Source organism: Lactobacillus sp. ESL0225 (assembly GCF_003692905.1).
Classification (GTDB): Bacteria; Bacillota; Bacilli; order Lactobacillales; family Lactobacillaceae; genus Lactobacillus; species Lactobacillus bombicola.
On record NZ_REHK01000011.1, the window covers coordinates 1 to 25,483 of the forward strand.

The window sequence follows — 25,483 nt, forward strand, 5'->3', positions numbered from 1 at the left end:
TTAACAATTGCTTCTCTATTTGCAGGATATGCAATTGTGAAATCATTTATCGACATTGTAGTAATTGATATTTTAAGTACAGTAATCACTGCAACTGATCTTGATACGGGACAAAAGACTAAACGGGTTATTACATCATTAACCTCTGCAATATTACTAGTTAGTTTACAAGCATTTGAATTGGCGTTCTATCAAGCAGCATGTACATGGGCTAATGCGAGTATCAAGGGCGTATGGGGATTTGCAATATTCATGTTAGCGGCAACGGTAATGTTAATAACTGGTAATAGCAAAGTCGCAGAATTCTTTAACGTTGATACAGGCGCACAGCGTGGCTTAAGAGCAATGGGTTCCGCATTTTATTTAGGACAACAAACTGCTAATTTAGGTGCAGCTGCATTGAGTGTACCTAGTCGTGCTAAAAATAAGATCAGTGGTATGGCAGACAAGCTTAACACAACTGGAAGCATTCAGAGAGCGGCAAAGAAGCAAGCTCAACAAGGCGCAAGACAAAATGCAATTAACAAGATGGCAGGTTTTGATCAGAGTGGTAACAAGATATTATCTAACATTAATAATTCAGATAATGGAAATATAACCACGGACGGTTTGCCGCCATTGACGCAAACACCGCAAGCAATGAAGAAGGCAACTGATATTCAGAATAAGGCAAGCAAAGCTTTAGATGAAGCACAAACTGGATATGAAGGATTTGCAGGCAAAGTTGCAAAAATCTTTGGCGCTTCCGACAATGAAAACAATTCGGTTAACAAGCCACAAGAAGATTTTAAAAAGCCTAATGATATTAATAATGATAATTCTGAAGAAGATAATTACAGTTCGTTGTATGATCAGCCTGTTAGTACGTATGGATCAGCTACTAATGAAGATCCAAATAGTAAAAAGCAGCCGACAAAGGCAAACGATTTTTCGACTTGGAAAAAAATGGCTGCTCAATATGATAAATATAATGATTTATTATCTAAAGACAGCAATTATGAACCAATTAATTTCAATCCAATAACTAAATTGCCGTACACAGAAGATGAGTGGTCTCAAGATATTAATAATGTACGTAGTAATGGCGTGCCTAGCATTAATCTTGACGGTACCAAATTTATGCCTTCAAATAACAAGAGTTCAGCTAAAACAAGTGATATTAAAGATAGACCAATTAGTGAATATACCAAAAATGAACAACAACCTCAATCACGGGTACATCAACTTCGAGATAATAATAATTCACAGCCTAAACCACCAAGAGCAAGAAAGTAGGGAGGGTCAATGAATGGATAATTATAATCGTAAGCAGATGATGATTCCAAAAACAACTAAAGCAGCAATAATGTTTTGGTTTGCACCCGTTGTTGATATTGTAATCATCTTATTTTGCATACTATTCAGCATTAGAATTAGTCAAATTTTTAATGTAGCTCAAACTGTCCAAATTATAGTAGGAATATGCGGATTGTTAATTGGAATTAGCATAGTTAAAAGAACAAAAGCAGCACCCAATATGAGAAATTGGCGGGTACTGTTTTTTGTTTTATTACAAGATACTGCTAAGTATTTACCAATAAGCGTAACTAATGAATCACAAGAAAAGTTACAAACTAAGGAAAAGGAGGGAACAAATTCTTTGATTAATAATAAGCGAAAAAAGCAAAAAGAAGCTGAAAGAGAACTAAAAAACACCTTGTCATTGAATATGCCAATCAATTGTACTGAAGATGGCATTTTAACTTATGTAAATGGTAAAGCTTCACGTTTTCTACAACTAGATTCAACAGACTTATTCAATTTGCCCGACTCTGGCTTAAGAGAATGGCAAGATAGCTTAACCAAGGTAAGTCGTACTTACGTTGAAGACTGTTCCTACATATCAATGGCTTCAAAAATAGATATGTCAAATAATCAACAGTATTGGCGCTATTTGCGCCAAAAATGCGATTCTAGTCCTGCAGGAATACGCAGAGCTAGAGATTTAACTGAAAAAATCGCAGCGGCAGATAACATTGAATGTCGCACAGATCTTTACAGTTCAAAAAAATATTACGTTGAATTGTTTGGCAATAGCATTAAGGACGTTCGGTCACGCACTGAATTTTACAAAATGGGGGCACCTAGGCTTAAACCACGTGAACTCAATCGGAAACAGACGATTGATGTTTTCAATTCAATAAATAATCCGATTAACGAATAGAAAGGAAATAGAATTGAATAAAACTAAAGAAGTTCTACGAAAAATTCTGTATGGAGAATATAGAAATCACTTAAAAAGAAAAGATAACGGAAAACAACTTTTTTCGGCAGAAGATGATTCTAGATTAGCCCGAAAGGGTTATGATTTAAAATTTATATCCGCTATCCAACCAGAAGGAGGAATTCGATTTTACGATCAATACGCTGCAACTGGCGGTAGCTTTTTTACTTATCTTACAATCATAAGTTATCGTAAAGACCCTAATCTACTATGGCTATATCAAATTATCGGTAACGATTTTACAATGTGCAAAATTGATGTTCATACAGAAAAAATTGATAAAATTCGTGATCAGTTAAACCGTTCAATTACTGAAAAGCAAGATCAAGCACGAAAAGGGCGGTATCAAACGGATATGGATTCCGCCGATCAAGAACAGATCGATTTGCGTGAATTAGCTAAACAATTTAATTCTGGTGCGGAAATACCTAAAGCGATTAGAATTCAGATCAAAGTATACGCTGATACAGAAGCGGCTTTACAATCAAGAATTAGCGAAATAAAGCGTACATTAAGCGGAGACGGCTATCGTGGTACTGTGTATCAATTTACGCTACCAGAACAATTTAAATCATGGAACGAGAGTTTTTCAGAAGCAAGCGCATCATTAATAACTCCCGCAGCAACAACTATGGGAGCGGCGGTTATTGGTGGAGGTGTACCATTTCAAGGCGAAGATTTACTTGATGAACATGGTACATTGTATGGCAGAACTTCAACCAATGGTCCATTTGTATTTGATCGATTTGCGCACACTTCCGAACGTACATCGTACAATATGCTGGTTTTAGGACAGATGGGGTCGGGAAAATCCACTTTTCTAAAGATGAATGAAAAGAGTGATTTTGATCGTGGTTACTTTGTTAGAATCATTGACAAAGCAGGCGAATATACTCGCTTGGTTAAGTCACAAGGAGGAGTCGTAATTAATCTCGATGGGAAAGAAGGTATGATTAATCCTCTACAAGTATTAGCTTCTGCCACAATTGACAATGATCAAAAAACAGTTGATGAAATGGCAAGTTTTAGGCAACATGTTGCCAACGTACTGGTTCTGTTTAGTAATGTCATGAATAATCAGATTGACGAAACGACCAAGCAAGAATTTAGTTCACTGCTCCAACATTTTTATGTAAGTTATGGCTTATTGCCAGCTGATTGGCAAAAGCACCCTGAAAAAATCCATATCACGGGCTTACAACCTAACCAATATCCTATTTTGTCAGATTTCCGAACGTACGTTAAAAAGATTACGACTAATGAATTTTTAGATCAAATACATGCGACTGCTAAACGCCGCAATAGCTATGAGCAAATTAATATTGCTTTAGACAATATGATTGAAAATTATGGCAATCTCTTTGACGGATATTCAAGCTTAAGAGATTTAAATGATGTGCAAATAGTTTCGTTTGATACATCAAGTATTTCAAAAATGGAACCTAACATCTATCATGCACAATTGTTTTCCACGCTTAATTTGATCCAGAATCAGGCAGTTATTAATGGATTAAAACAGGTGGACAAAGTAGATAAGGATCGACAATATTTCTCTATCTATTTTGACGAATGTCACAACATTATTAATCCTAATAACATGATTGCCGTGCAACAGATTGTTAATATGTCGCGAGAATTTAGAAAATATTTTGCTGGAATTACTTTTGCGACACAAGATTTAGGTGCAATGTTACCCGATAACGTATCCTCAGCCGATCTAGAATTGTTAAAATCAATTGTCTTATTTTGCCAGTATAAAGTAACGTTTAGACACGAAGCTGGACAGCTAGAAAAACTTAACAGGTTGTTAGGATCAACTTTAAGTGATACTGACTATGAACAGATTCCCAAAGAAGAACAGGGGCAATGTATCGTAACCATTGGAACTACACAACGCTATCATATGCAGGTTGAACCTAGCCAATCAGAATTAGCACTGTTTAACGGAGGCGTTTAAAATGCGCCAACGGTTAAAACATAAATGGATAAAGTGGTTGTTAATAGCAGCCACTTTTTTTGGATTTGGAGCAGTTCTAATTGCTGGTGTTTCAAGTATTGGCGGAACAATAGTGACCCTACTATTATCTTGGCAAAGTCAAACATGTCAGCAACAAACAGATGATAGCAGTGGCAGTATTAACGTTAGCGGATATGGTAAAACTGTTACTAGTAAGGCAATAGCAGTGGCAGAAGCCGTAGGTGCTGATTTACACATTAATCCAGCCCTTGTTTTTGCTCAAATAAGCGCAGAAACTGGACTTAACGAAAACGACAAAGAAGTAATTGAGGATAATAATTTTGGTGGCGTAAAATACAATCCATCTTTTGCAAGTATAGCGAGACCTGGCAATATATCAAGCGAAGGCGATCATTATGCGCACTTTAAAGATATTGGAGCTTTTGCTACCATATACCGCAATACAATTAAGAATATGCTAGGCAATAAAAAGCCTAAGACTTGGTATGATTTTGTTGTAACAGCTAAACATGGCGGCTATATGGGGGATACCATAGATCACTATGTGTCGCTAGGTCAGTATAAATTTGACCACTATAAAGAGTTTGTCAAGAAATACAGCAACGGTAAAATTAAGGTATCGACTGGTTCAAACGGATCTGACGATGTTGATACGGCTAATGATGGCAGTAATATATGTCCTGACACAAACAGTGATGATAATAGCAGTTATAGCGGTAAGTGGGCATGGCCATTTGCGTCAATTAAAGGGACGCCAAATAGTTTAGATGGCGGACAATATGGGCACACTTCATATTCTCGTGGCAGCACTAATTTTCACGATGGTTTTGATTTTTCAAACGGTTTAAATGGTGTCCATAATGGTTCAGCAGTATTAGCTGTTACAAGCGGTAAAATATATAAAGTAGGCTATAATGGCGCAGCCAAATATTATATTTGGGAAAAAGCAGGCGATTACAATATTATTTATCAAGAAGGATTTTCTAGTAAAGGCGATATACATGTTAAGCAAGGCGATACTGTAAAAATAGGAGAAAAAATAGGCACTATTACAGACACTCATGTTCACTTAGGAATTACTACTAATAAGAAAAATCCTACTATGAATCAAATAGGTTCCCCAGTTGCTAATGGATTTGATCACCCAGATTGTTGGTTAAATCCGATAAAAGTAATAGAACATGGACTAGGAAAATAGAAAGGAATGGAAATGAAAAAGAATAATCTAAAAGTTTGGCAATATTTTAGTTGGACGTTAGCAGGAGTAGTAATGATTGTTGCTTTTGCTTCTAGACCAAATGAAAACAAATTGTCCCAGATTAATGAAGAAATACAAAATAGCGATAAGATAATCAACCAAGCCAAGAAAGCATCAAACGCCCCTGTAAAGGTCGAAAAGCAGACAACCTTTGATTTGGTTGCAGCTAAAAAACAAGCTGCTAGCAAACTATCACAAGGCTTATCAAAGGCATTAGGTGGTTATAAGGATAGTACAGAGTATAATCAACACCGCCAAGAGTTAGACGATTTATTTGGCAGAGATTTTGATACAAAATTATATAAATTGAACGGCTTGCCAGATGACACATACAGTGCTACAGCAAATGCTAAATTCAAATTTACAATTACGAAGCCTGCAAAAGCAGATATTGGATTTAATGATGTTTCAGATTTAAGTCATGCAAAAGCAGTTGCGATTGTTCGTTATAAGCCTAATTATTTAAAATACGGAGTAATTAGAATCATTAATATTGACTATGATTTACAAAAGCAAAAAGTTAACACTGCTAGTTTAAGAAACTTACAAAATCCTCAGTTAAAAGGCTATGAAGAAGATGAATAGGAGTGAAAAACTTGAATAAGAAAATACAAATAAGTATTGCAAGTGTAATTACAATACTTGGAATAGGAGTAATCGGATATTTTAAACATGAGCAAGCACAAATTGATCAACAAGTTGTTAGTGCCAAAAGTTCATTAGCACAAAAAGAAAAGCAAATAGATATGCTTTCTAGCGCCAAACATACTCAAAAAATACAGCATGATCCTATTGCAAAAATTAATGAAAAAGAAAATAAAACAGTAGGGTTAATGCAAAATAACGGGCAAGCATTATTCAAATTATTAGATACGATTAAAGAAAATGAAACTTCAACTGAATTAAATATTCGCAATCAAAATTTACCAAGATATGCGACCAATCAAGCATTATCAGATACTGGACTAAATATTAAAGAAGTTAGAGATATTAATAGATTTAAAGAAAATGTTGAACATCTTAATACGAATTTATATATTAATTCAGCTAACGAACAAGGGATTTATTCAGGAATAATATCAGAAAATACAATTATTTCTTCAATTAATTTTGTTGGTAAACGAAATCAAACAAGTTGGTATCTTTTTAAATACGATAGTAGAAGCAAAAAATTTATTGAATTTACGTTACTTGGATTTAATTTCAAACATGAAAATTAAATCCAACAGATATAAAGAAAGAAGAAGAAAGTGATTAATAAAATAGTTAAAAGACTGGTACTGATTGCCAGTCTTTTTTTAATATTAGGAATAGCGATAATCGGTGTTAATAATTATATTGCTAAAGAAAGAGAAGATAGATCAGCCGTCAAGATTGAGAAAAAAGCTAGTATTTTGTTTTTCTATCGAGATGATTGTCCAAACTGCAAGCATGTATTTTTATTAGTTAATTTATTTGAAAAATTGGGTACACCAGTTCAATACATTAATACTAATAACGGGCAAAATCACGAAAAAGCAATAAATAATTACCACGTTAGCGCTGTACCAACTTTTATTTTAATTAACCGCAACGGAAATGAAATCAAGCGGTATACAGGTTCTAATTTTGATAACATTAGAAAATTTTTTACAAAAAAAGTAAATAAAATAAGTAAGGTGGCGAGTAAATGAATGATTATTTTGAAGGGCTAATTGAAAGAATTAAAAATGCTTTTGGAATCGAGACTAAGGAAGAAGAATATAAACCTCAAGACCCCTATCTTGATCGAAAAAAATATCTTAAGCATACAACAATTTTTTGGGCAATACTTGCCATAATTTTAATTGTGCCAATTTGTATGACAAAAAAAGAGCAATATAACATTCCGACACAGTTTTATAACAACACCAGTGTTACTCAAAGTGCGACAATTAAAAAAGTTAAAAGCACTTATAATCCAGACTCAAAATTATTAATTAGCGAATTTTTTATTGGCAATCAGAATGATATTGATGACGCTAAAGATGATCGTAATTTAGCTAACATCAAATATTCAATTGAATATTCAATTGGAGATGAAATTCGACATAATAAAAAGACCAAATATCCAACTAGGATTATGAGAGTTAACGATCATTACCTAGTAATAATAACTCAAGGTGTAGACGCAGGTTATGGACTTTTAGCGTATAAAATTACACCAGAAAAAATAAAAAGAGCAATTAATACTGATTGCGCAAATACAGAAGTTACTTTCTATTTAAAAGAAGAACAAGTTGCTAAAAATACGAATTTGAGAATCAATAATGATAGTTATTATGTCGAAGATTATAAAAAATTTGCACTTAAAAATTATCAACAAAAACTAACTAATTTAAATAAAAAAATCAAAGAAAAGAAAAACGTTATTGAAGATGATAGCAAACTTTTGGCAAAATTAAATGGCAAAATGGAAAATGCTTTGAAGCAAAATAAGAGCGAGCTACAAGACCAAATTGATGATACTGAAAATGATATTGCAGAACAGAAAAAAGAAATTAGTGATTGTAAAAAGGAGATTAACGACTACCAAAATCGAATCAATCATGTCACAATTATGAATTAAAAAAGCAGTTTTATAACTGCTTTTTTTGTTAAACAACAAGAAATCGACTAAATTCATGAAATGAAGATAAAGCTTGATATATAAAGATTTTATATACCCCTCCATAGTATGGAGTTTGACCCACCATACTATGGAATTTCACAACCATATTATGGAAGATTGTTGATATATAAGTCTTTTAGACCCACCATAACTATGGAAATTTAGAAGTGAAAGTGATATCAATAGCGAATGCCCAGAAACCGCTTGGCACCGCCAAGCTATCCACTTACCTTTGGTAAGTGATAGCAGGTTTCCCTTATGCTCTTCACTAAAAGTTTGTGAAATTAGATATGTCTTTAGAAGTTGAATATCAAAAAATCAATATTTCATCAAAAAATACACTAATTTAGTAAAAAGAAGAAAGGGGTAAAGAAGGCAATGGTTAACATTTTAATCCGCAATATACCCGAGAAAGTAATTGAAAAGTTAGATCAACAAGTTGCCCAACTTAATACCCACAGAGAAAAGAAATTAAGTAGAAATGATTACATCAAACTAATTATCACGAACCGAGTTAATAATGAGTTGGAAAATTATCAACGTACAAAATATGAAATCTTACTACAACATCAAAATGATTTAGCAGAATTAGAAGTTGAGCTGTTAAAACAAATACTCATTAGTTTTACGACTGGAAAGACAACCGAAGCAATTAACTTAATTGAAAATCTACCTGGATTATCAGATGAAAAAAAAGAGCGTTGGTATGATCATTAAATTGCACAAATTATCACTTAATAGATGAACTTGACCGTAGAATGACCTTCTCAGCATGACGAAAGGAAATCATAGTGAATAAAAATCAAAATAAATTAATTGATAAACATATTCTTATCCGAGAAGATGACTGGAAAACAATTGAAAAAATTAAACAGGAAAATGTAATTATAAATAGCATAGCAGATGTAATCCATATTGCTATTGATAACTTAGAAAAAACAAATAAAGAAGTAAATAAGGACGATTTAATTCTTGAAAAATTGGAAAAAGTATTATTGCAGTTGAGTGCGACTGACAAAAATGTGGAATTAGGAAATGAATTAATTGGCGAGTTATGTTATCTCAAAGATTTGCAATTTGTCAGACACGGAGTTTCTAAAAATTTAGAAGAAACTGCAATGAAAATTGTAGATAAAAAAATTAAAAATGCACAGGAAAGAAAAGCATATAGAAAGTAGGTGGTTGTTTTGGCAAAGGCACCGCACATAGTTTTAACGAGCGAATTTGTATACGCACGACCAACATCAACCAGTCAAAACAGAAGCAATGATTATGGAAGTTACAGTGTTGACTATATGGCACGCAAAGAAGCATTAGAAAAGCTATCTTATTTAACACCAGAAGAAGAAACTGAATACCTGCAACGAAAAGAATTATTGCATAACTTAACCGAACCTAATCTAGAAATTGTCAGTAAACATTATTCTTCAGTTAATAAAAAATCAAAATTAGCGCAAGCTAGTATTGCAGAATTAAACAAAGCCAATTTTATCGAACTTAATGCTCAAGATTATAGTAAATATATTGGCTATATGATGAGAAAGCAAGCACTTGCGGAAAAACAAAATAGTGAAGGTTTATCCAAAAAAGAGCAAGCAGAATTGGAGCGAGTTACTCAAGGTGCAGCAAAATATGACGCTCCCAATGTTGGTAAAAATAAAATTTTACAAGGATATTTTTCTAGCGAACAAGATACGATTAAACTAAGTGACCTTGGTCACATTAGAGACAAAATGAGATCAGCTCAAGCTAACAACTCAATCCTGTGGCAAGATGTAATTTCTTTTGATAATGAATATTTGCGAAAGATGGGAGTCTTTGATCCAACAACAGGTTATCTAGATGAATCAGGTATTAGGAAAGCAAGTAAAAAAATGATGGAAACTTTGACAGAAAAAGAAAAGCTTAATAATCCATTCTGGACGGCAGCAATCCACCGTAATACTGATAATATTCATATTCATTTTGGTACTGTTGAAGCAGCAAATTCACGACCATTAAAAAAATGGAAAGATGATAACGGAGTTACCCATATTGAACCGAAAGGCTGGCGGAAACTTAAAACTATTGAAGCAATGAAACACGCTTTTACAAATGAAATGTTTGACACATCAGAACTTTTACGGGATATGAGTTTGCGACGAAATCAAATTACCAAAGGCATGACTCAAGCCTTTAGTAAATCAATTAAAGAACCTAGTTTTCAGCGTGAATTAAATGATTTTATTCAAAAATTGCCAGAAGATCGAAAAAAATGGCGGTGGGCTAATCTCAATAGTAGTCAACGCCAATCATTGAATAAGTTAGTTGATTTGGTAATGAACGATGATCCAAATTACCAAAAATGGAATAAGCTTTTTAGCAATTATCGTGAACACTATCGTGAAATGTATGGTCAAGCAAAAGATAACCGCATTAACGATTCAACTGCAAAATGGACTGATTTTAAAAAACGAGCAGGCAATTCGCTATTAAACGAAATCAAAAAGATTGATCAAGAAGTTAATCACTTTAACGAACAAAGTTCTGACCACAAAACTGAAACTAGATTCAATCAAAAATCCACCAACAATAATTATGATTCTACTCACAAACCACACAGTAATAATTTTGCAAGATCAAAAATCAACCACAATAAAGATCAGCAAATTAAAGAATTAAAGTATCTCAAACATAAAAAGGGACTGGAGAAAGGCTTAAAAAAAGCCATTAAACCAATATTGACGGAAAAGGCAAGTAATATTGCATATAATCGAATGAAGAGACAATGCGAAAAAAGTTTAACAACTTTTGAAAAACAGCGAGCATTAAGCATTTTTGAACGCACACAACAAGAAATTAGCTATGAACAAGAAAGGCGCTAAAAATAGAAAAATTTTGCCTTACTTTTGCCTTACTTTTCATTTCATACATTGAATTTAAGCCAAAGGAGCAAATAAAATGGAACCTTTTTATAAGAAAAACACGGTAACTTCAACTTTAACTGCAAAAAATCAGATTACAATTCCTAAAATCATTCGAAAGTTTTTAGATATTAAACCGACAGACATGATTAGCTGGGATATTCGAGAAAACAATACAGTAGTAGTATCTTCGATTAAGAAGAATATATGGGACGTTATTACAGAACAGGCAACAGAGTACGGCAATATTGATGTTTCAGAGTTTGATTGGTGTGATGACGAAAAGAAGGGAATTTAAAAATAATGAAATTAGAACAGGGAGATATTATTTGGTTAGACCTCAATCCTGCCAAGGGCACAGAGACACAAAAGAAGCGACCATGCTTAATCGTAAGCAATAACAACTATAATCGTATTTTTAATACAGTGATCACTGTACCAATCAGCACTGCAAAAAAATATCTGACTGAAGAAAAATATGTCAAGTCGCCAATGTTTATTAAAATAGATAAAGACAATATCCACGGGACAGCACTATTACAACAAGCACGGGCAGTTGACCCAAGACAGCGGATTGGAGGTAAACTGGAGACAAAATTGACTAGTCTTGAAATGAAGAGGATATGTAAAATCCTCAGTCAATTTTATTAAGCAGAAAAAGTAAAGCCTAACTATAAGCAATAAAGCTAATAGTTAGGCTTTTTTATTATTAACAAACTAATAGACAAGCGTTTAGGCAAGTTCCTAAGCGCTTTTTGTTTTGAAAGGAAAAAATTATGGCTGAGCAAAAAGAAGCTAATTCATGGTACGACAAAATATATCAAGCAGATATTATTGAGTTATGTAATATCTTGGGCATCGAATTACGAAACGAAGGTCGAACGTTTCGAGGAATTGACCACGATAGCCTAGTAATCACGCCAACCAAAAATGCTTGGTATCAAAATTCACGCCAAATCGGTGGTGTAGGTGGATGGTCATTTATTAAAAATTATGTTTTAGCTGAACAAAATCTTGATAAACCATCGTTGTATGCCGTGATTAAAGAAATTGCCAATAAAATAGAAACTTTTGATAATAGCAACATAACTACTTTAGCAGAACAAAAAACACCCTATGTATATCCTAAAGACCAAATTGTGGACTCTATTTCTGAAGCTAAAGAGTATCTAGTTTCCGAACGTCAAATCAAGCCTCAATTAGTGGATTGGCTGCATAAACATAATTTTCTAGATCAAGATCAGAATAATAATATTATTTTTAAACGGCTTGATCCGTTTACAGGTAAAGTAATTGGTGCTAGCAAGCAAGGAACATACATTGATTACAAAAAATATCCTAAACGTGGTACTTTTAAAGGAATTGCTCAAAACTCTGCACCAAAATCGGCTTGGTATTTTGATATTGGGCAGCCCGAAAATATACGTTTTTTTGAGTCACCAATTGACGCAATGTCCTACTACCAATTAGCACCTGACAAGCTTAATAATACACGGTTTATTGCATTAGACGGCTTAAAACCACATGTTGCTAACTTATATTTAACAATAACAGACACACAATTAGCACAAGTTGGCAAAGGTATTAAATCTATTGCGTTAGGGGTTGACAATGACGAAGCGGGCAATAATTTTGTCAAAGAAATGAAAGAATATCGTTTCACTAATAATCAAGGAGAGCAAATACCAATAACGGCTGCTCAACCCAATAAAAAATATGGCAAGGATTGGAATGACCAGCTTAAAAAAACAGGAGAAAAGGAGAAGTTCAGTTCACTAGAATCAAAAGAAGAGGGCTTTACAGAAAAACAAAAAAGCCCTAAAAAAGATGATAGCAATAGTCTTAAAAAAGAAATTCAAACCGATATTACCAAAAAGACAGTTAATGACTTAATGGCTGATGTCAGTTCAAAAATAACAGATCCTAAAAAGCTATTAGACTATTTAACTTTTTTAACTAAATTTCACAATTATTCATTTCGAAATCGTCTATTAATCGAACAACAACGTGAATCAGCGATAGCAATAGGTAGCTTTCAAAAATTCAAAAAATTGGGCTATTCTGTTAAAAGAGGCGAAAAGGGTATTAAAATTTTAGTACCACTAGAAATATCTAGCTTCTGGCGCAAGGACAAAGATGATAAAGTCAAAGCAGTAAACGTCAAATATGCAACACCAGCTGAGAAAATTCAAATTAAAACTGGAAAATTGCAAGTTTTTAAAAAGACAATATTCACGCGCGGAACAGTTTTTGATGTAACTCAAACTACAATGCCCAAAGATAAGTACCCCGAACTATATCCTAACCGTCACATTGATTTTAAAAATGAAGGCAACCAAAAATACATTGATAAACGCTTGAATAAATTTGCAGAGCAATTAGGCTTTAAAGTTAATCATGATATTTCTGAGTCAGAATATAGCAACATGTTTGGCAATGCAAAAGGTGTAACCATACCAAAGAGTAAAACAATCTATCTTAATCCAGCCAATACTAAAACTGAAAAAACAACAACTTTAATACACGAACTAGGGCACGCACAATTGCACTCCGATGAATCAAAAGAATCGGCTACATTATCAACGCCTATTAGAGAATTGCAGGCACAATTAACATCATATCTAGTTGCTAAGAACTATGGTATTGATAATCACGATTACACAGTTAATTACATTGCCAACTGGACTGATAACGCACGAACTCTGAAAGCACTTGATACTGCTCAACAAGCAGAGATTTTTGGCGGTGCAATTAAAGCAGCCGATAAAGTAATAGATTTTGTTGGCACAAAAGATCAAATTTTTGAAAAAGAACCATTAAGCAGGACTCAAGATAATAGATCAACTTATCAAAAAAAGAATGATGAAAAAGCAACAATTTACAAATCTAAAACATTTTCAAGGACAAAAACAATGACTACTGAACAAGAGTTAGGAGAAGAAGGATTGGAACTTGAATAAAGAAGGGAAATAATATGAAATATTTAATATTAGTTGAAAAGCCTTCTGCTGCTCAGCACTTTGCTGAAGCTTTAGGCGGTTTTAGTGGATTTATCAATTTAATACCCGGCGGCTCCGGAACAGATAGCTACGATATTATCGCGGCACACGGGCACTTGCTTGAGCTAAAGGAACCTCATGAAATGGTGGCACCAGATAAGGTGGCCAAATATAAGGACTGGACTAACTTAGGAAATTTTCCTTGGAATCCTACTGACTTTACTTGGGAAAAGCAGCCCAAAAAAGATTCTAAAGAGACACTTGACAAAATCAAAAAGGCTGCCCTTGGCCACGATGCTTTTATCATTGCAACAGATGACGATCCTTCAGGAGAAGGTGACGTCTTGGGTCAAGAAATAGTCGATTATATAGGTTGGCATAAGAAAGTCCTGCGTGCCCGCTTTGCAGACGAATCGCCGAATTCAGTTAAAAAGGCTCTGGCCACACTTACTGATGTCAGCAATAAAGCAACGTATGGCCAATACCAAAAAGGTATAGCACGGGAAAGATTTGATTTTTTGTCAATGCAACTGTCAAGAATTGCTTTAATTGCTGAAAGAACAGCTGATTATAATGTAAAAACTCAAAAATTAGGACGGCTTAAATCAGTAATTATTGGACTAATTAATTACCAGCTTGAAGCTAGAAAAAACTATGTTAAAAAGCCATTTTATGAAATACGGTTTAAAGATACGGACAATCATATTTTTAAAGAGCAAAACGCAAAGCATTATGAACTAAAAGATATAGCAAATGAAAATGTTACTAAATTACAATCTTCAGTTATAAAAGTGACTAGCGAAACTTTAAAAAAGCAGGAACCACCACAACTGCTAAATCTTAGTCACTTATCAGTTATAGTTGGTAAACATGGCTTTAAATCAAAACAAGTGCTAGACATTTATCAAAAAATGTACCAACATAATCTTGTTTCTTATCCCAGAACGGCTGATCGAAAAATCACACAAGAAGATTTTGACCAACTTTTACCCTTAGCACCAAAAATTGCTCAAGCAATTAACCTTGATACTAAGCTATTAACCCAAACGACCTGTCGACCAAAATTTCTTATCAAAAAAGCAGATCATGGTGCTAATCGCCCTGGCACAAATGTTCCTTCAAGCTTAACAGCAGTTGAGGAAGAATACGGTCTCTGCGGCAAAATAATTTATGAAACATTAGCACGGTCTTTCCTAGCAATTTTAGGTAGCGATTACATTTATAAGCAAACCGATGCTTGTCTGGTATCTTATCCTGACTTTACCAGTACCATTAAAGTACCGCAAGAACAAGGTTTTAAAGATATTTTCAACTCGGAAAGTCTTAAAGAAAAAGATGAAGCATTATCGATAACTAGTTTTAGAGAAACTGCTAATCCTTTTGTTTTTGAAGGACAAAATCCTAAGCCTAAAGAACCTAGCCACCTCTTTGTAATCAATTTCTTGTCAAAAAACAATATTGGAACGGGGGCAACTCAAGAATCAACTTTAGCCGAAATGTCTACCGGTACTAATAAATTAATTGAAAATAAAAAAGAGAAATACAGTCTAACTAATTTAGGACTAATCCAAGCTGCGATTAGTAGGCACACGCAAATTGCTAGTCCTAAAGTAACCTTAAAATTGCAAGAAGCTATGGAACAAGTGGGCAAATTAGCAATACCAACAATGGCGGTACCTAATACTATGGCTAACATCATCATTCATGATAAACAGACAATGTTAAGCAATCAATCTAGTCTAACTTCTTTGCCAGATTTGCAGAAAGCAAAAATTGAGTGGAATAAACGCCAAGAAAAAATGAATGTACCTAAAATTACTGGTAATTGGCAGGGTAAAGAAGTAGCTATTAAGAGCAAATGGGGTAACCATAGTTTTACCGAAAGCGAGTTAACACAGCTTTTTGCAGACAAAACGATCACTTTTGATACCGCACAAGGTAAAGTTAGCGGTAAATTAGCAGAGCAAACGTATAAAGGATATAAATTTGTTGGTTTTTGTCCCAACTTACCAGATAAAAGTGACGACTATATAACTGGTACTTTTGCACCTACTGACAAAGAAGTAAGCTTTAAAAAGCAATTTGGTACTTATATTTTTTCCCCACAAGATATAAAAAAATTATTACTAGGCGAGGAAATTACTATCCAAGCAATTGGTAAAAGCGGTAAACCGTACTCAGTAACTGGAAAACTCAAAAATTATATTTATAACGGAAAAAAATGTTTTGGCTTTAAAGCAAATTTTCCAAAAAAAGTACAAAAGTACAAAAAATATAGTTAATCTTTAAATTAGCTATAAGCTCATAAAAAAAGCCCTCGTTTTGAGGGCTTTTTAGGAAAAATCTTTATTTTCAGTCATAAAGATTTTCAACTGGTACATCATCAGCTCATTCACTGTAATCATTTAATTCATCAATGATAGTTTCTTCCGTTTCTTGCAAGTCATCAAAGTAGCTTATACCATCATCAATATTATTTGGCCATAGTACCCAACAATCTTGCTCTTTATCAAACTCTAAAGTGCCATATCTATCTTCATCTACATATACAGAGTATTTGTTATTATCACTTTCGTTAAGTTCTCCTTTGTCTTTTTAATTATTTATGTATATTATACTATCAATATTGGTTATTGTAAACAACAATTGGCTATTTTTTTATTTTTTTGATTAACATACCTCAATATCGTTTATAAAAGCTTCCCCCGCATACTCAATTAGTTCTAAAACCTCCTCATCATCTAACTGGTCAATAGTTTCATAAATTAGGTTGGTTTGATCTTCAAATAGTTTTTCTTCTAACTCATCATCATCATAATAATCTGCTTGCTCAATATCTTTGTTAAGTCTTGCAAACTTTGGATCTTTTTTCTCTAAAAATTCAACGATTAAATCTCTGTCAAAATAATTAGGCGTACTATCGTTCCGAACCCAAGCGTCCAACTTTGAAAATAAGTCATGTGGGTCTTCAGCTATCATAGTACCAATTGTTTTCCCGTTTGTAGTTTTCCCTGTCCATTCAATCATTTTTAAGTTCTCCTTTGTTTTTAAATCTTTAAGTATATTATACTATCAAAATTGGTTATTGTAAACAACAATTGAATATTATATAATCTTTTTTGCTCTGAAGCCGAGTTTAACTGAAAAAAATGTATACACAAAAAGGACAATCTTTTAAACCTCTGCCCTTTTTACTACTTTTTTAAAATAATTTTACTATCTATTTTAGCTAACTCATTTAGAACTAGATCGCACCATATATCATTTAACAGCAATTCTTTTATTAAGTTCTGTTGCCCATCTTTTAATTTTTGCAAAATGTCTGAATTGGCATTTTTGTTCTCTAGAACTTCAATATCATTATTATAGTCAAAAATCCAATATATAATATTTCCTATATCGTCAAGTACCTGTAGTCTATCAATATCAAAGTTCATTCTTTTAATGATCGACGACAAAGCGTTAATAATGTTTTTTTCAGTTAAACCGTTATATCTAATTAGATACTGTATACAGTTAGCTGCATACATATCTTCCCAAACTTCACTTTTATTTTTTAAAGTTATTGTATACATATTCTTATGTCCCCTTATTCTCATTTATATGTATATTATATCATCATTATTGATTATTTTAAACAACAATTGATTATTTTTTTATCTTTTATGCTTATTTTTTAATTTAAATGATTACTTTATGGTCTTTTTGACTTTCTAAATATACAAATGTATGCTATAATAATACAAATAAATTGAAAAGGAGTGCCACGATGAACGGTCGCATTGATAAATGGACAGATAAATATGGTAACGAACTCGATCAAGCAAAAAAGGTTATTTGTGATAAACAGATTAATTTAGTAAATTTAAGTAAAGCAACAGATATTCCCTACTCTACTATCAGAGCATACAGATTTGACCCTAGCAAGCTGAATAAAGCTAGCTGGCAGCGGATTAAAATACTATCAAACGCCTATATTCAGTCAGTCGTTGAAACTAAATTAGACTATGATAATATGCAAACTTATCCTAGTAAATTGATGGATATGTTCAAAAATTGGAAATTAGAGGCAATCAAAAATGATCAAAGTGTTGCAGTAATCGAAAAAATAGAAGAAATTGTAATGTCTGATCCACTTGCTGTTGCTGAAATTTTTGAGGTTGATAATTCTAAATAAATGAAAGTAAAAGTTAGAATAGTAACTGTAATATTGAGTATTGCGTTAATGGGATTTTCAAGTTTTTCTACAAATAAAGTTGACGCCGCAGTAACTTCTCCTAAAATTTTAAGAAAAACTTGGATCAACGATATTAGTTATTCTTATAAATCAAAAAAACCAAAGTTTATATCCTGCATGGTAACAACAATAACCAAGCATTATATAATTAGAACTCATTTTCAAACTGACGAGTACATTGGTAAACTTGTAGCAGTAAAAAAACTTCCTAATTGTAAAAATTTTTATCGTTTAAAAGTTAGTTATTCATTTTCTAACGGACTTAAGCCTAATCCTCCTGTATATCAATATTGGTACGCACGTGTTGTAACAATAGGCGGTAAATATTTTTTGCGCTTTTCTGATGATTTTAAAAAAATAGATCACATAGATAATATGTATGGAACCGTAAAAGATAATGGACTTACCCGCTATTTTAAAGGTGGTATCCCGCCGATGTGGAAATAACCAAATAATTAGTAAGTAAAATCGAATTTTGATTTCTTTCAGAATTTCTTGGCTTTTATAAGCTCCACCGCTGGGAGCTTTTTTGTATTCAAAATTTTAAGTTATCTTGATTTGATAATTACTGACTATCCTTTTTCTTTAAATCACTTTTAATTTTTTATTGGTTATTTTTTGACCAATAAGGTACACTCTATTGTTCATATAAAGAAATGTGCTATACTAAATTTTATTACTGTTCAATAGACTATGTTCAAAAGGATTTAAAAAATGGCAAAAATTGGATATGCAAGAGTTAGTACCCGTGATCAAAATTTAGATCGACAAATTGAATCATTGGAAAAAATAAAAGTTGATAAATTGTTCTGTGACAAAATGTCGGGGGCAAATACTAAGCGCCCCCAATTACAGAACATGTTAGATTATATCCGTGAAGATGATGTTGTGATCGTAACTGAACTTGATCGACTAGGGCGTAATAACCAAGATTTAACCAAAATCATGGGAACTATCAAAGCTAAGGGAGCAACACTTGATATTTTGAATTTCCCCTCTTTGCGAGGTATTGAAGATCAAAACCTCCGTCAGCTAATGAACAACTTAATCTTGGAATTATACAAGTATCAAGCAGAAAGCGAGCGTAAGCGAATTAAGGAGCGCCAACGTCAAGGTATCGAAATAGCTAAGACAGAGGGGCGTTATCACGGTAGAAAGCCTAAATATTCTGAAAATAGTCCGCAATTGCAACATGCTTTTAAACTTTATCAAAGTGGTATGTCTGATACTGCTGTTAGTAAGGTAACTGGAATCAATCGAATAACATTTAAACGATACAGAGAAAAATATGGAATAACACAGTCAAGTTCTTGCACAAAATAAAACCAAACGTGCTACAATATGGTTATAAAGAAAAAGAAGCCTTGTACAAACAAGACTTCTCTTCTGAATTTCAAGCAGCCGCTTTAAAGGCGGTTGGCAAATTATTAGTTGGTAATAAGACCAATCCCATAACTCGCCAAAGTTTTTGTTGGGACGGTCTTTTTGTTTACTTGTGTTTGTCGATATAAGTCAACAAGACAATAATAAACGTGGCGAATGCCAGTGCTAGTTCTAGCGCATGATAAACGCTCAATGACTGTAAACCTTTCTGAAGAATTTCGTGCCATAAGCACCCTCCCCTTTCTAAGGAAAAACAGCCAACCGCCCTCAAAACAATTTGCTCTCAATTCAAAGATAATTATAGCAAAATTTTTTAAGTATAAGACTGTACAAGTTACAAAAAATCGTTGTTTAACCGCAACGATTTTTATTTTTCGAAAATTGCAATTTTAAGTTGACTATACACCTTAATAGGTGTGTGAGGATGAATTAAAAGAATTAGAGCAACTAATCGCCCAACGTAGAGTGATGTTGCGAAAATAGACAATACCTTAAGTCAATTTGGACCTAAGGTATTTTTTTATACTTTAAATTAAATCGTTTAAAAACGTTATTTTTCCAACTTTTTATAGCCATTTTATTTAAGAGACTTTAATTCTGAAATAAAATCGCTTTCATCTAATAATCGATAAAAGGAATTTGATTCATAAGCAAAATTTTTCCCATTAATCTCTACATCAAATAAAAATTTGGGTTTTGAATTTGTTTTTGTTTTACAAAATTTATTTAGACACAAATTTTTATTGTTTTCAAAACCAACTATAAAATTCTTTGACGAATACTCAGGTATAAATAAGGGTACTGTATTGGGTTTATACACTTTATTATCTTCTTCCCAATCAATACGTGGTATGTTACTTGCAACAAACATATTCCCCTCTAAATCTCTATGTGTGATTTTAGTAATATTTATTGGTTTAGAAGATAAATTGGAGATAGTAAAATAAATATAATTATTTTTATCATATTGATGATAATAAAACCATTTTGGACAAATTTGTGGTTCCCTAGTTTCTTCTCCATGTTTTTTCAAAAATTCAATACTTTTTATTATTATAGAAATAATTTCTGTCCAAATCATTAGTTCTCTCCTATAAAAAATATGAATGCAAATATATTTTTTATCATAATTACAAATGCAAACATATTTATATTTATATTTTTAAAAACAAGTATTATGAATATTCTTATAATTTATTATATATAATAAATTTAGTTACGCTTACAAATAGACAACTAATAAAAAGACAATTGTATTTACAATTGCCTTTTTATATATCGTACCCTATTTTTTGATACTCTCAATTAGGTCACTTAAAAATTGTGAGTCCGAATTATAACCTTGTTGTTTTGCCAACATTTTAAGTTGCTTTCTAACACTTGGTTTTAAAGTGAAGGTGTAATTCTTTTTATTTTCACGTTCGCTTTGAACTTTGCTGGGTATAACTAGATCCTGATTTATATTTTCTTTCTTAAATTCACTACCTTGCAATGCTTGCTTTATATTTTTATTTGGTTCAAATGCCATGTTTTCTCCTTAATAGCACATTAATATTTATCATTATATACGTACTTACAATTATACTTAAATTCATAATTATACTTATAAGTATAATTATATTTTTTGATTAATATCACTAAATATTTGATTTATCTCATCAAAAAATTTACTTTGCTTAATATATATCTTATGATCGTCTGTCATTGTAGATAATGACATTTTATCCAACGTTGAACGATTAAATAATTCTTTTTCTGGAATTTTTGCAAGTACCCTATCATCGTCTTTAATAACTTCTAGTAATTCATGTGACGATTTAGTATTATGCCGGACCATATTTGCTAAGAAAAATAATTTTGCTGTTACATAACTTTTTCTGGTAGAAAAATCAATTGCTTCTTTACTTAATTCATTTATTCGTTCTTCCAAATTAAATTTAGCACTATAGCCATGCTCACTTGGTGTGATTGGACTAAGAATTGTATTACTAATAATTACTGCATTTTTTGTAGCTGTAGCAAAGTCTGGGTGCGTATCAATAATGATGTAATCATAGTCAGCTATATGTAGTTTTTCATAATTGTCACTCAGCCACATATACAAAAGCATATTTTTATTAGTTTTATTTTCTATATCAGTTTCAATATCATCTAAGTGCATATCGCCTACAATTAAACTAATATTTTGTTTAATAGAATGGATTTTCACATCTCCATTTCCGAGAAAAATATTACCAACTGTTCCGTCTGTATCATAATGATTATAAATCTGTGATAAATTACATTGATGATCTAAATCTAGTAATAGTACATTGTTGTCATTCGCAGCTAACCACTCAGCATAGTTAAATGCTAAAGTGGTTTTTCCAACGCCACCTTTGATAGCAGCAAAAGTTATAATTTTCATTTTTCCCTCCTATAATGGGGTGTTTACTTATATTTTATAAAAATTATACCAAATATAAATACACATGTAAATACATTTGTATATTTATTTGCAAATATATTTATTATCACAAGTATAAACATATTTATGATAATAAATTTAAATATATTAAAAAGCATATGTATAAATGTATTTTTAAATATATTCTTATTCGTAAGTATATTTATAATTATATGTGTATTATTTATTACAATAATACTTACAAATATATTTGTACTAACATGTATATTTATAAAGGCTAGTTGCTTAAAAAGACTGTTGCAATATTAAACTTTTATTGATATATTTAACTCAAGAAACAAAAATTTAAAATTTAATTAATAAAGAAACAAAAAAAAGGTTTATAAAAAGCGCCAACTTTTTATAAACCAGTTGATCAACTACTCGACCTAGCTAATCAATTATTTTCTTTAGATAAAGTATACCATTCTTGTAATATTAAAACAATACTTCCTTACTTTTATCTCACAAAAAAGAAAAATAATCGAAAAACTGATAAACCAAAGTCGCAGTAGTTAATCTACTGCGACTTTTTTGTTACTAAAAAGGAGTTCAAAATGAACGAAACAAACTTTAATTTTATTACTTCACAACGTGCATACGGCGTTAAATATTTACAATTTCCAGAAGTTTTACTGTATGGCGAGAAATATCGGGACTTAAGTGACAGCGCAAAATTAGCATATATGGTCTTACAGAATCGCTTAAGCTATAGCCTTCAAAACAACTGGGTAGACAATGATAATAGAGTATATTTTATTTTTACTAATCAGGAACTACATAATCTTTTTGGCTGGGGTTCTGCTAAAGTAGTTCGAATAAAAAAAGAACTTGAACAAAAAGGATTATTATTTCAAGTTAATCAAGGCTTTGATCCAAAACAAAAAAAGAATCTGCCTAATCGACTTTACCTAGCTGACTTAGAAGTTACAGCTAAAGATGTATACATAAAACAAGGAATAGAACAAAATATAGCACAATCCTTAGAGCCAAGCGACATTATCAAAATGAAACCTCGAGACGAAAATAATTCGAAGCCGAAAACCGTTGAGCCACAAGACATTATCAAAATGAAACCTCGAGACGAAAGTGCGAAATCCTTAGAGCCAAGCGACATTATCAAAATGAAACACAATTTATATAATAATAATATAGATACTAAGAAGATACATGAAGATACTCAGCTAAACTTTTCTGAGAACAAATATTCGCCTGAACAAATTGAAAAACAAAATACAGATTTACTTAACCATTTACCTGATTTAGTTAACAGTAAAGATATTCCCCCATTTTTAAATAAGGAATCAGCAATCTTAATCAAGTCGTGGTGCAAAACACCAAAAGAAGTTTATCGTTTTGTTCAGATTATTTTGAATGCCAAAAAAGCAGTAACTAAAAACATGACTAATCAAGGCTTTGGAGCTTACACAGGCTTGTTAGACTTAGAAAATTTAACCGATGAAATGCCAAAATGGTTACGTAATTACTTTAACCGAATCCGTACAGTAGACACTGATTCAAGTAAACGCATTACTAATTACGAAGGATATTTATATACAGCAATGGTCAATAATTTAAATACTTATGTACATTCTGCACTGTCGTCTCAAGAGTAGAATAACTTTGATTTAGCAAAAGAAGGATTGCATTTGAGCAGCAGAAAATGACTTAAGGAAAAAATTAAAAATTTTGAAAGTTACCTGTACACTTCAATTAATACATGCACGAACAATCAAAGCTAGAAAATAAGCATAGTTAAAAATTATTTTTATTATAATTAAATTACGGTAAATATATATTTTGAGCTATATTATGTATGATAGTAATAAAATTTAAATGTAAAAAAATGACTGTTTAAAAAACAAACTAATTTAAAATTTAAAATTTATCCAATTTATAGTAAAACAAAAAAGCAATAAACCTTTATTTTAAAGGTTTATTGCATGATGATTTTTGTTAAATCATTATTTTTTTAAAAAGACAAAAATTAAGAGTTATGGCGGTTATTGCATTTGTTACTATTTTAATGTTTTTCATCTTTTAATTCTCGGAAGCGCCTTATTAATGTTCTTTCACTTATACCAGTGCTTTTACTGATCATTTTGTAAGTCATACCACTCTCTTTTAATCGATAAGCTGCTTCAATTTGTGCACGATTATAAGTGCGTGGTCGCCCTTCACGATAATTGGGATCATGTAATTTAGCATACTCTTTACCTTCTTGAGTTCTAGTAACAATCATATCCCGTTCAAATTGAGCAAAAGATAAAAAATTAGTCAGAGAAAGTCGTCCAGTTGGCGTATTATCAATTATTCCACCCATGCTAAGAATGTTAACAGAAACATTTTTTTTAAAGAGTTGATTAATAATATGCAAGCCGTCGATTGTGTTTCTAGCAAAACGATCTAGTTTAGTAACAGTTAACTGATCACCAGATTTAAGTTGATGTAGCAGTTTGCTAAAAACAGGTCGATTCAAAGTAGCACCAGTAAATTTCTCTTGATAAATTTTGTCGCAATTAGCTTTTTTTAAAAGATCTAATTGTGTGTCCAAATTTTGCCCAACTGTACTTACCCTAGCATAACCGTAATTCATTTTGTTCCTTTCTTATTCTTGGCGGTAAGCTGTGCTATGTTAGTAACTAATCATATTATAACATCAATTTTTTACCGCCACAACTCTTGAGATATGGCGGTCTAGGAAATGTAATTTATCAAGTGACAATAGTTGTTAGAGGTAAATTTTATGGTTAAAAAAATAAACCTAGAAATAAAATTAGTTGGCGAAATGAGTAAAATGGTCAACAAATCATGAGAAAAAGCGGAACTACACAAAAAAGAAGACGTTATGTTAAAAAAATTTCAATTAACCAACTTTTTGAAAAAATTGTTAAGGTAAAAATGTTTGGCAAAATCTGGATTAATGGTCAAGACGGAAATTTTTATCAAATTGAAGAAAACCAAGAAATTGTTGTCTCAGAGCGACACAAATATATTGGAATAGTGCAACCTCTTAATTTTGTTTATCAAAATATGCAAGCAGGCTATGATTTACAAGGTAATCCCGTGTGTTATCGCAAAAATGTATATTCCAAGAAAAGAGAATCGTTAGTCTGGTGTCGCAGGTTTAAGAAGGAACCATGAAATGAAATTTATCAATCTAATATTCAATTTTGTTTTTGAATTACTTGATAAACTTTGTACCTTTGCAATGCTACACGTAAAGTTATGCTTAGCATTATGGCTACTTTTTATGATATTCATTATCTTTGTTGCCAAAATGGCTAATAGCGGCAAAATTTTCGGTTTCTGGTGGCAACTAAATCAAGCTTTAGATAATTTCGTTAATAATGGCTTAATCATTACGTCAATACTTTTAACAATTGT

27 protein-coding genes are annotated in these 25,483 nt (G+C 32.1%); 20 read left to right on the top strand and 7 right to left on the bottom strand.

The genetic code is table 11. The annotated features are described in order from the left end of the window. The 15 genes from F5ESL0225_RS07870 to F5ESL0225_RS07940 form a co-directional block, all read left to right on the top strand. Positions 1–1,275 (top strand): hypothetical protein (locus tag F5ESL0225_RS07870; RefSeq protein ID WP_233554111.1); only part of this gene is annotated, 1,275 nt, incomplete at its 5' end. A gap of 13 nt (positions 1,276–1,288) precedes the next feature. Next, on the top strand, positions 1,289–2,203 hold the full coding sequence (locus F5ESL0225_RS07875; RefSeq protein WP_122025128.1) for a hypothetical protein: 915 nt from the start codon (positions 1,289–1,291) through the stop codon (positions 2,201–2,203). Positions 2,204–2,216: 13 nt separating this feature from the next. Continuing rightward, positions 2,217–4,220, top strand: coding sequence for a VirB4 family type IV secretion system protein (locus F5ESL0225_RS07880; RefSeq protein WP_122025127.1), 2,004 nt, complete (start codon positions 2,217–2,219; stop codon positions 4,218–4,220). A gap of 1 nt (position 4,221) precedes the next feature. Then, entirely contained in the window at positions 4,222–5,439 is a 1,218-nt protein-coding gene (locus F5ESL0225_RS07885; RefSeq protein ID WP_122025126.1) for a M23 family metallopeptidase, read from the top strand. A 12-nt stretch (positions 5,440–5,451) separates the two neighbouring features. Next, positions 5,452–6,084, top strand: a complete 633-nt coding sequence (locus F5ESL0225_RS07890) for a hypothetical protein (RefSeq protein WP_147441002.1) — start codon at positions 5,452–5,454, stop codon at positions 6,082–6,084. Between the two features lie 11 nt (positions 6,085–6,095). After that, complete coding sequence (locus tag F5ESL0225_RS07895) at positions 6,096–6,719, top strand: hypothetical protein (RefSeq protein ID WP_147441732.1); 624 nt, start codon at positions 6,096–6,098, stop codon at positions 6,717–6,719. Positions 6,720–6,749: 30 nt separating this feature from the next. After that, positions 6,750–7,172, top strand: coding sequence for a conjugal transfer protein TraF (locus tag F5ESL0225_RS07900; protein WP_122025123.1), 423 nt, complete (start codon positions 6,750–6,752; stop codon positions 7,170–7,172). Further along, complete coding sequence (locus tag F5ESL0225_RS07905; protein ID WP_122025122.1) at positions 7,169–8,086, top strand: hypothetical protein; 918 nt, start codon at positions 7,169–7,171, stop codon at positions 8,084–8,086. The genes F5ESL0225_RS07900 and F5ESL0225_RS07905 overlap by 4 nt, the downstream gene beginning before the upstream one ends. A gap of 420 nt (positions 8,087–8,506) precedes the next feature. Next, the gene (locus tag F5ESL0225_RS07910) at positions 8,507–8,845 is read left to right on the top strand and encodes a hypothetical protein (RefSeq protein ID WP_122025121.1); all 339 of its coding nucleotides are present in this window, start codon (positions 8,507–8,509) and stop codon (positions 8,843–8,845) included. Positions 8,846–8,919: 74 nt separating this feature from the next. After that, positions 8,920–9,306, top strand: a complete 387-nt coding sequence (locus tag F5ESL0225_RS07915; RefSeq protein WP_122048219.1) for a hypothetical protein — start codon at positions 8,920–8,922, stop codon at positions 9,304–9,306. 9 nt (positions 9,307–9,315) lie between these two features. Then, on the top strand, positions 9,316–10,992 hold the full coding sequence (gene mobP2, locus F5ESL0225_RS07920; RefSeq protein ID WP_147441733.1) for a MobP2 family relaxase: 1,677 nt from the start codon (positions 9,316–9,318) through the stop codon (positions 10,990–10,992). 76 nt (positions 10,993–11,068) lie between these two features. Beyond that, entirely contained in the window at positions 11,069–11,329 is a 261-nt protein-coding gene (locus F5ESL0225_RS07925; protein WP_122025118.1) for a type II toxin-antitoxin system PrlF family antitoxin, read from the top strand. A gap of 5 nt (positions 11,330–11,334) precedes the next feature. Beyond that, entirely contained in the window at positions 11,335–11,682 is a 348-nt protein-coding gene (locus F5ESL0225_RS07930; protein ID WP_122025117.1) for a type II toxin-antitoxin system PemK/MazF family toxin, read from the top strand. Positions 11,683–11,807: 125 nt separating this feature from the next. Further along, positions 11,808–13,991: a toprim domain-containing protein gene (locus F5ESL0225_RS07935; RefSeq protein ID WP_122048221.1), complete on the top strand. Its 2,184-nt coding sequence runs from the start codon at positions 11,808–11,810 to the stop codon at positions 13,989–13,991. Between the two features lie 14 nt (positions 13,992–14,005). Next, entirely contained in the window at positions 14,006–16,312 is a 2,307-nt protein-coding gene (locus F5ESL0225_RS07940; protein WP_122048222.1) for a DNA topoisomerase, read from the top strand. 388 nt (positions 16,313–16,700) lie between these two features. On the opposite strand, the gene F5ESL0225_RS07945 is transcribed toward F5ESL0225_RS07940, so the two are convergent. Together F5ESL0225_RS07945 and F5ESL0225_RS07950 are read right to left on the bottom strand one after the other, a co-directional pair. Beyond that, complete coding sequence (locus tag F5ESL0225_RS07945) at positions 16,701–17,057, bottom strand: hypothetical protein (RefSeq protein ID WP_122048223.1); 357 nt, start codon at positions 17,055–17,057, stop codon at positions 16,701–16,703. Positions 17,058–17,224: 167 nt separating this feature from the next. Further along, positions 17,225–17,605: a hypothetical protein gene (locus tag F5ESL0225_RS07950; protein ID WP_122048224.1), complete on the bottom strand. Its 381-nt coding sequence runs from the start codon at positions 17,603–17,605 to the stop codon at positions 17,225–17,227. A gap of 194 nt (positions 17,606–17,799) precedes the next feature. Here F5ESL0225_RS07950 and F5ESL0225_RS07955 point away from each other — a divergent pair, with 194 nt between their 5' ends. From F5ESL0225_RS07955 to F5ESL0225_RS07965, 3 genes are all read left to right on the top strand, one after another. Beyond that, positions 17,800–18,207, top strand: a complete 408-nt coding sequence (locus F5ESL0225_RS07955; protein WP_122048225.1) for a hypothetical protein — start codon at positions 17,800–17,802, stop codon at positions 18,205–18,207. Then, complete coding sequence (locus F5ESL0225_RS07960) at positions 18,208–18,714, top strand: hypothetical protein (RefSeq protein WP_122048226.1); 507 nt, start codon at positions 18,208–18,210, stop codon at positions 18,712–18,714. A gap of 267 nt (positions 18,715–18,981) precedes the next feature. After that, positions 18,982–19,590 (top strand): recombinase family protein, encoded by a 609-nt coding sequence (locus F5ESL0225_RS07965; RefSeq protein WP_122048227.1) that lies wholly within the window; start codon positions 18,982–18,984, stop codon positions 19,588–19,590. 166 nt (positions 19,591–19,756) lie between these two features. Here F5ESL0225_RS07965 and F5ESL0225_RS08575 read toward each other — a convergent pair whose 3' ends face one another. The 4 genes from F5ESL0225_RS08575 to F5ESL0225_RS07985 form a co-directional block, all read right to left on the bottom strand. Then, positions 19,757–19,921: a putative holin-like toxin gene (locus F5ESL0225_RS08575; RefSeq protein ID WP_370466425.1), complete on the bottom strand. Its 165-nt coding sequence runs from the start codon at positions 19,919–19,921 to the stop codon at positions 19,757–19,759. Positions 19,922–20,227: 306 nt separating this feature from the next. Beyond that, positions 20,228–20,731 (bottom strand): hypothetical protein, encoded by a 504-nt coding sequence (locus tag F5ESL0225_RS07975; protein ID WP_122048228.1) that lies wholly within the window; start codon positions 20,729–20,731, stop codon positions 20,228–20,230. A 204-nt stretch (positions 20,732–20,935) separates the two neighbouring features. Further along, complete coding sequence (locus F5ESL0225_RS07980; protein WP_090094220.1) at positions 20,936–21,178, bottom strand: hypothetical protein; 243 nt, start codon at positions 21,176–21,178, stop codon at positions 20,936–20,938. A gap of 87 nt (positions 21,179–21,265) precedes the next feature. Continuing rightward, positions 21,266–22,057, bottom strand: coding sequence for a ParA family protein (locus tag F5ESL0225_RS07985; protein ID WP_090094222.1), 792 nt, complete (start codon positions 22,055–22,057; stop codon positions 21,266–21,268). 596 nt (positions 22,058–22,653) lie between these two features. Between F5ESL0225_RS07985 and F5ESL0225_RS07990 the strand changes: the two genes are divergently transcribed. Next, the gene (locus F5ESL0225_RS07990; RefSeq protein ID WP_122048229.1) at positions 22,654–23,712 is read left to right on the top strand and encodes a replication initiator protein A; all 1,059 of its coding nucleotides are present in this window, start codon (positions 22,654–22,656) and stop codon (positions 23,710–23,712) included. Between the two features lie 407 nt (positions 23,713–24,119). Here F5ESL0225_RS07990 and F5ESL0225_RS07995 read toward each other — a convergent pair whose 3' ends face one another. After that, positions 24,120–24,692: a recombinase family protein gene (locus F5ESL0225_RS07995; protein WP_122025106.1), complete on the bottom strand. Its 573-nt coding sequence runs from the start codon at positions 24,690–24,692 to the stop codon at positions 24,120–24,122. A gap of 215 nt (positions 24,693–24,907) precedes the next feature. On the opposite strand from F5ESL0225_RS07995, the gene F5ESL0225_RS08000 reads away from it, so the two are divergent. After that, positions 24,908–25,240 (top strand): hypothetical protein, encoded by a 333-nt coding sequence (locus F5ESL0225_RS08000; protein ID WP_122025147.1) that lies wholly within the window; start codon positions 24,908–24,910, stop codon positions 25,238–25,240. Positions 25,241–25,483: the final 243 nt, after the last annotated feature.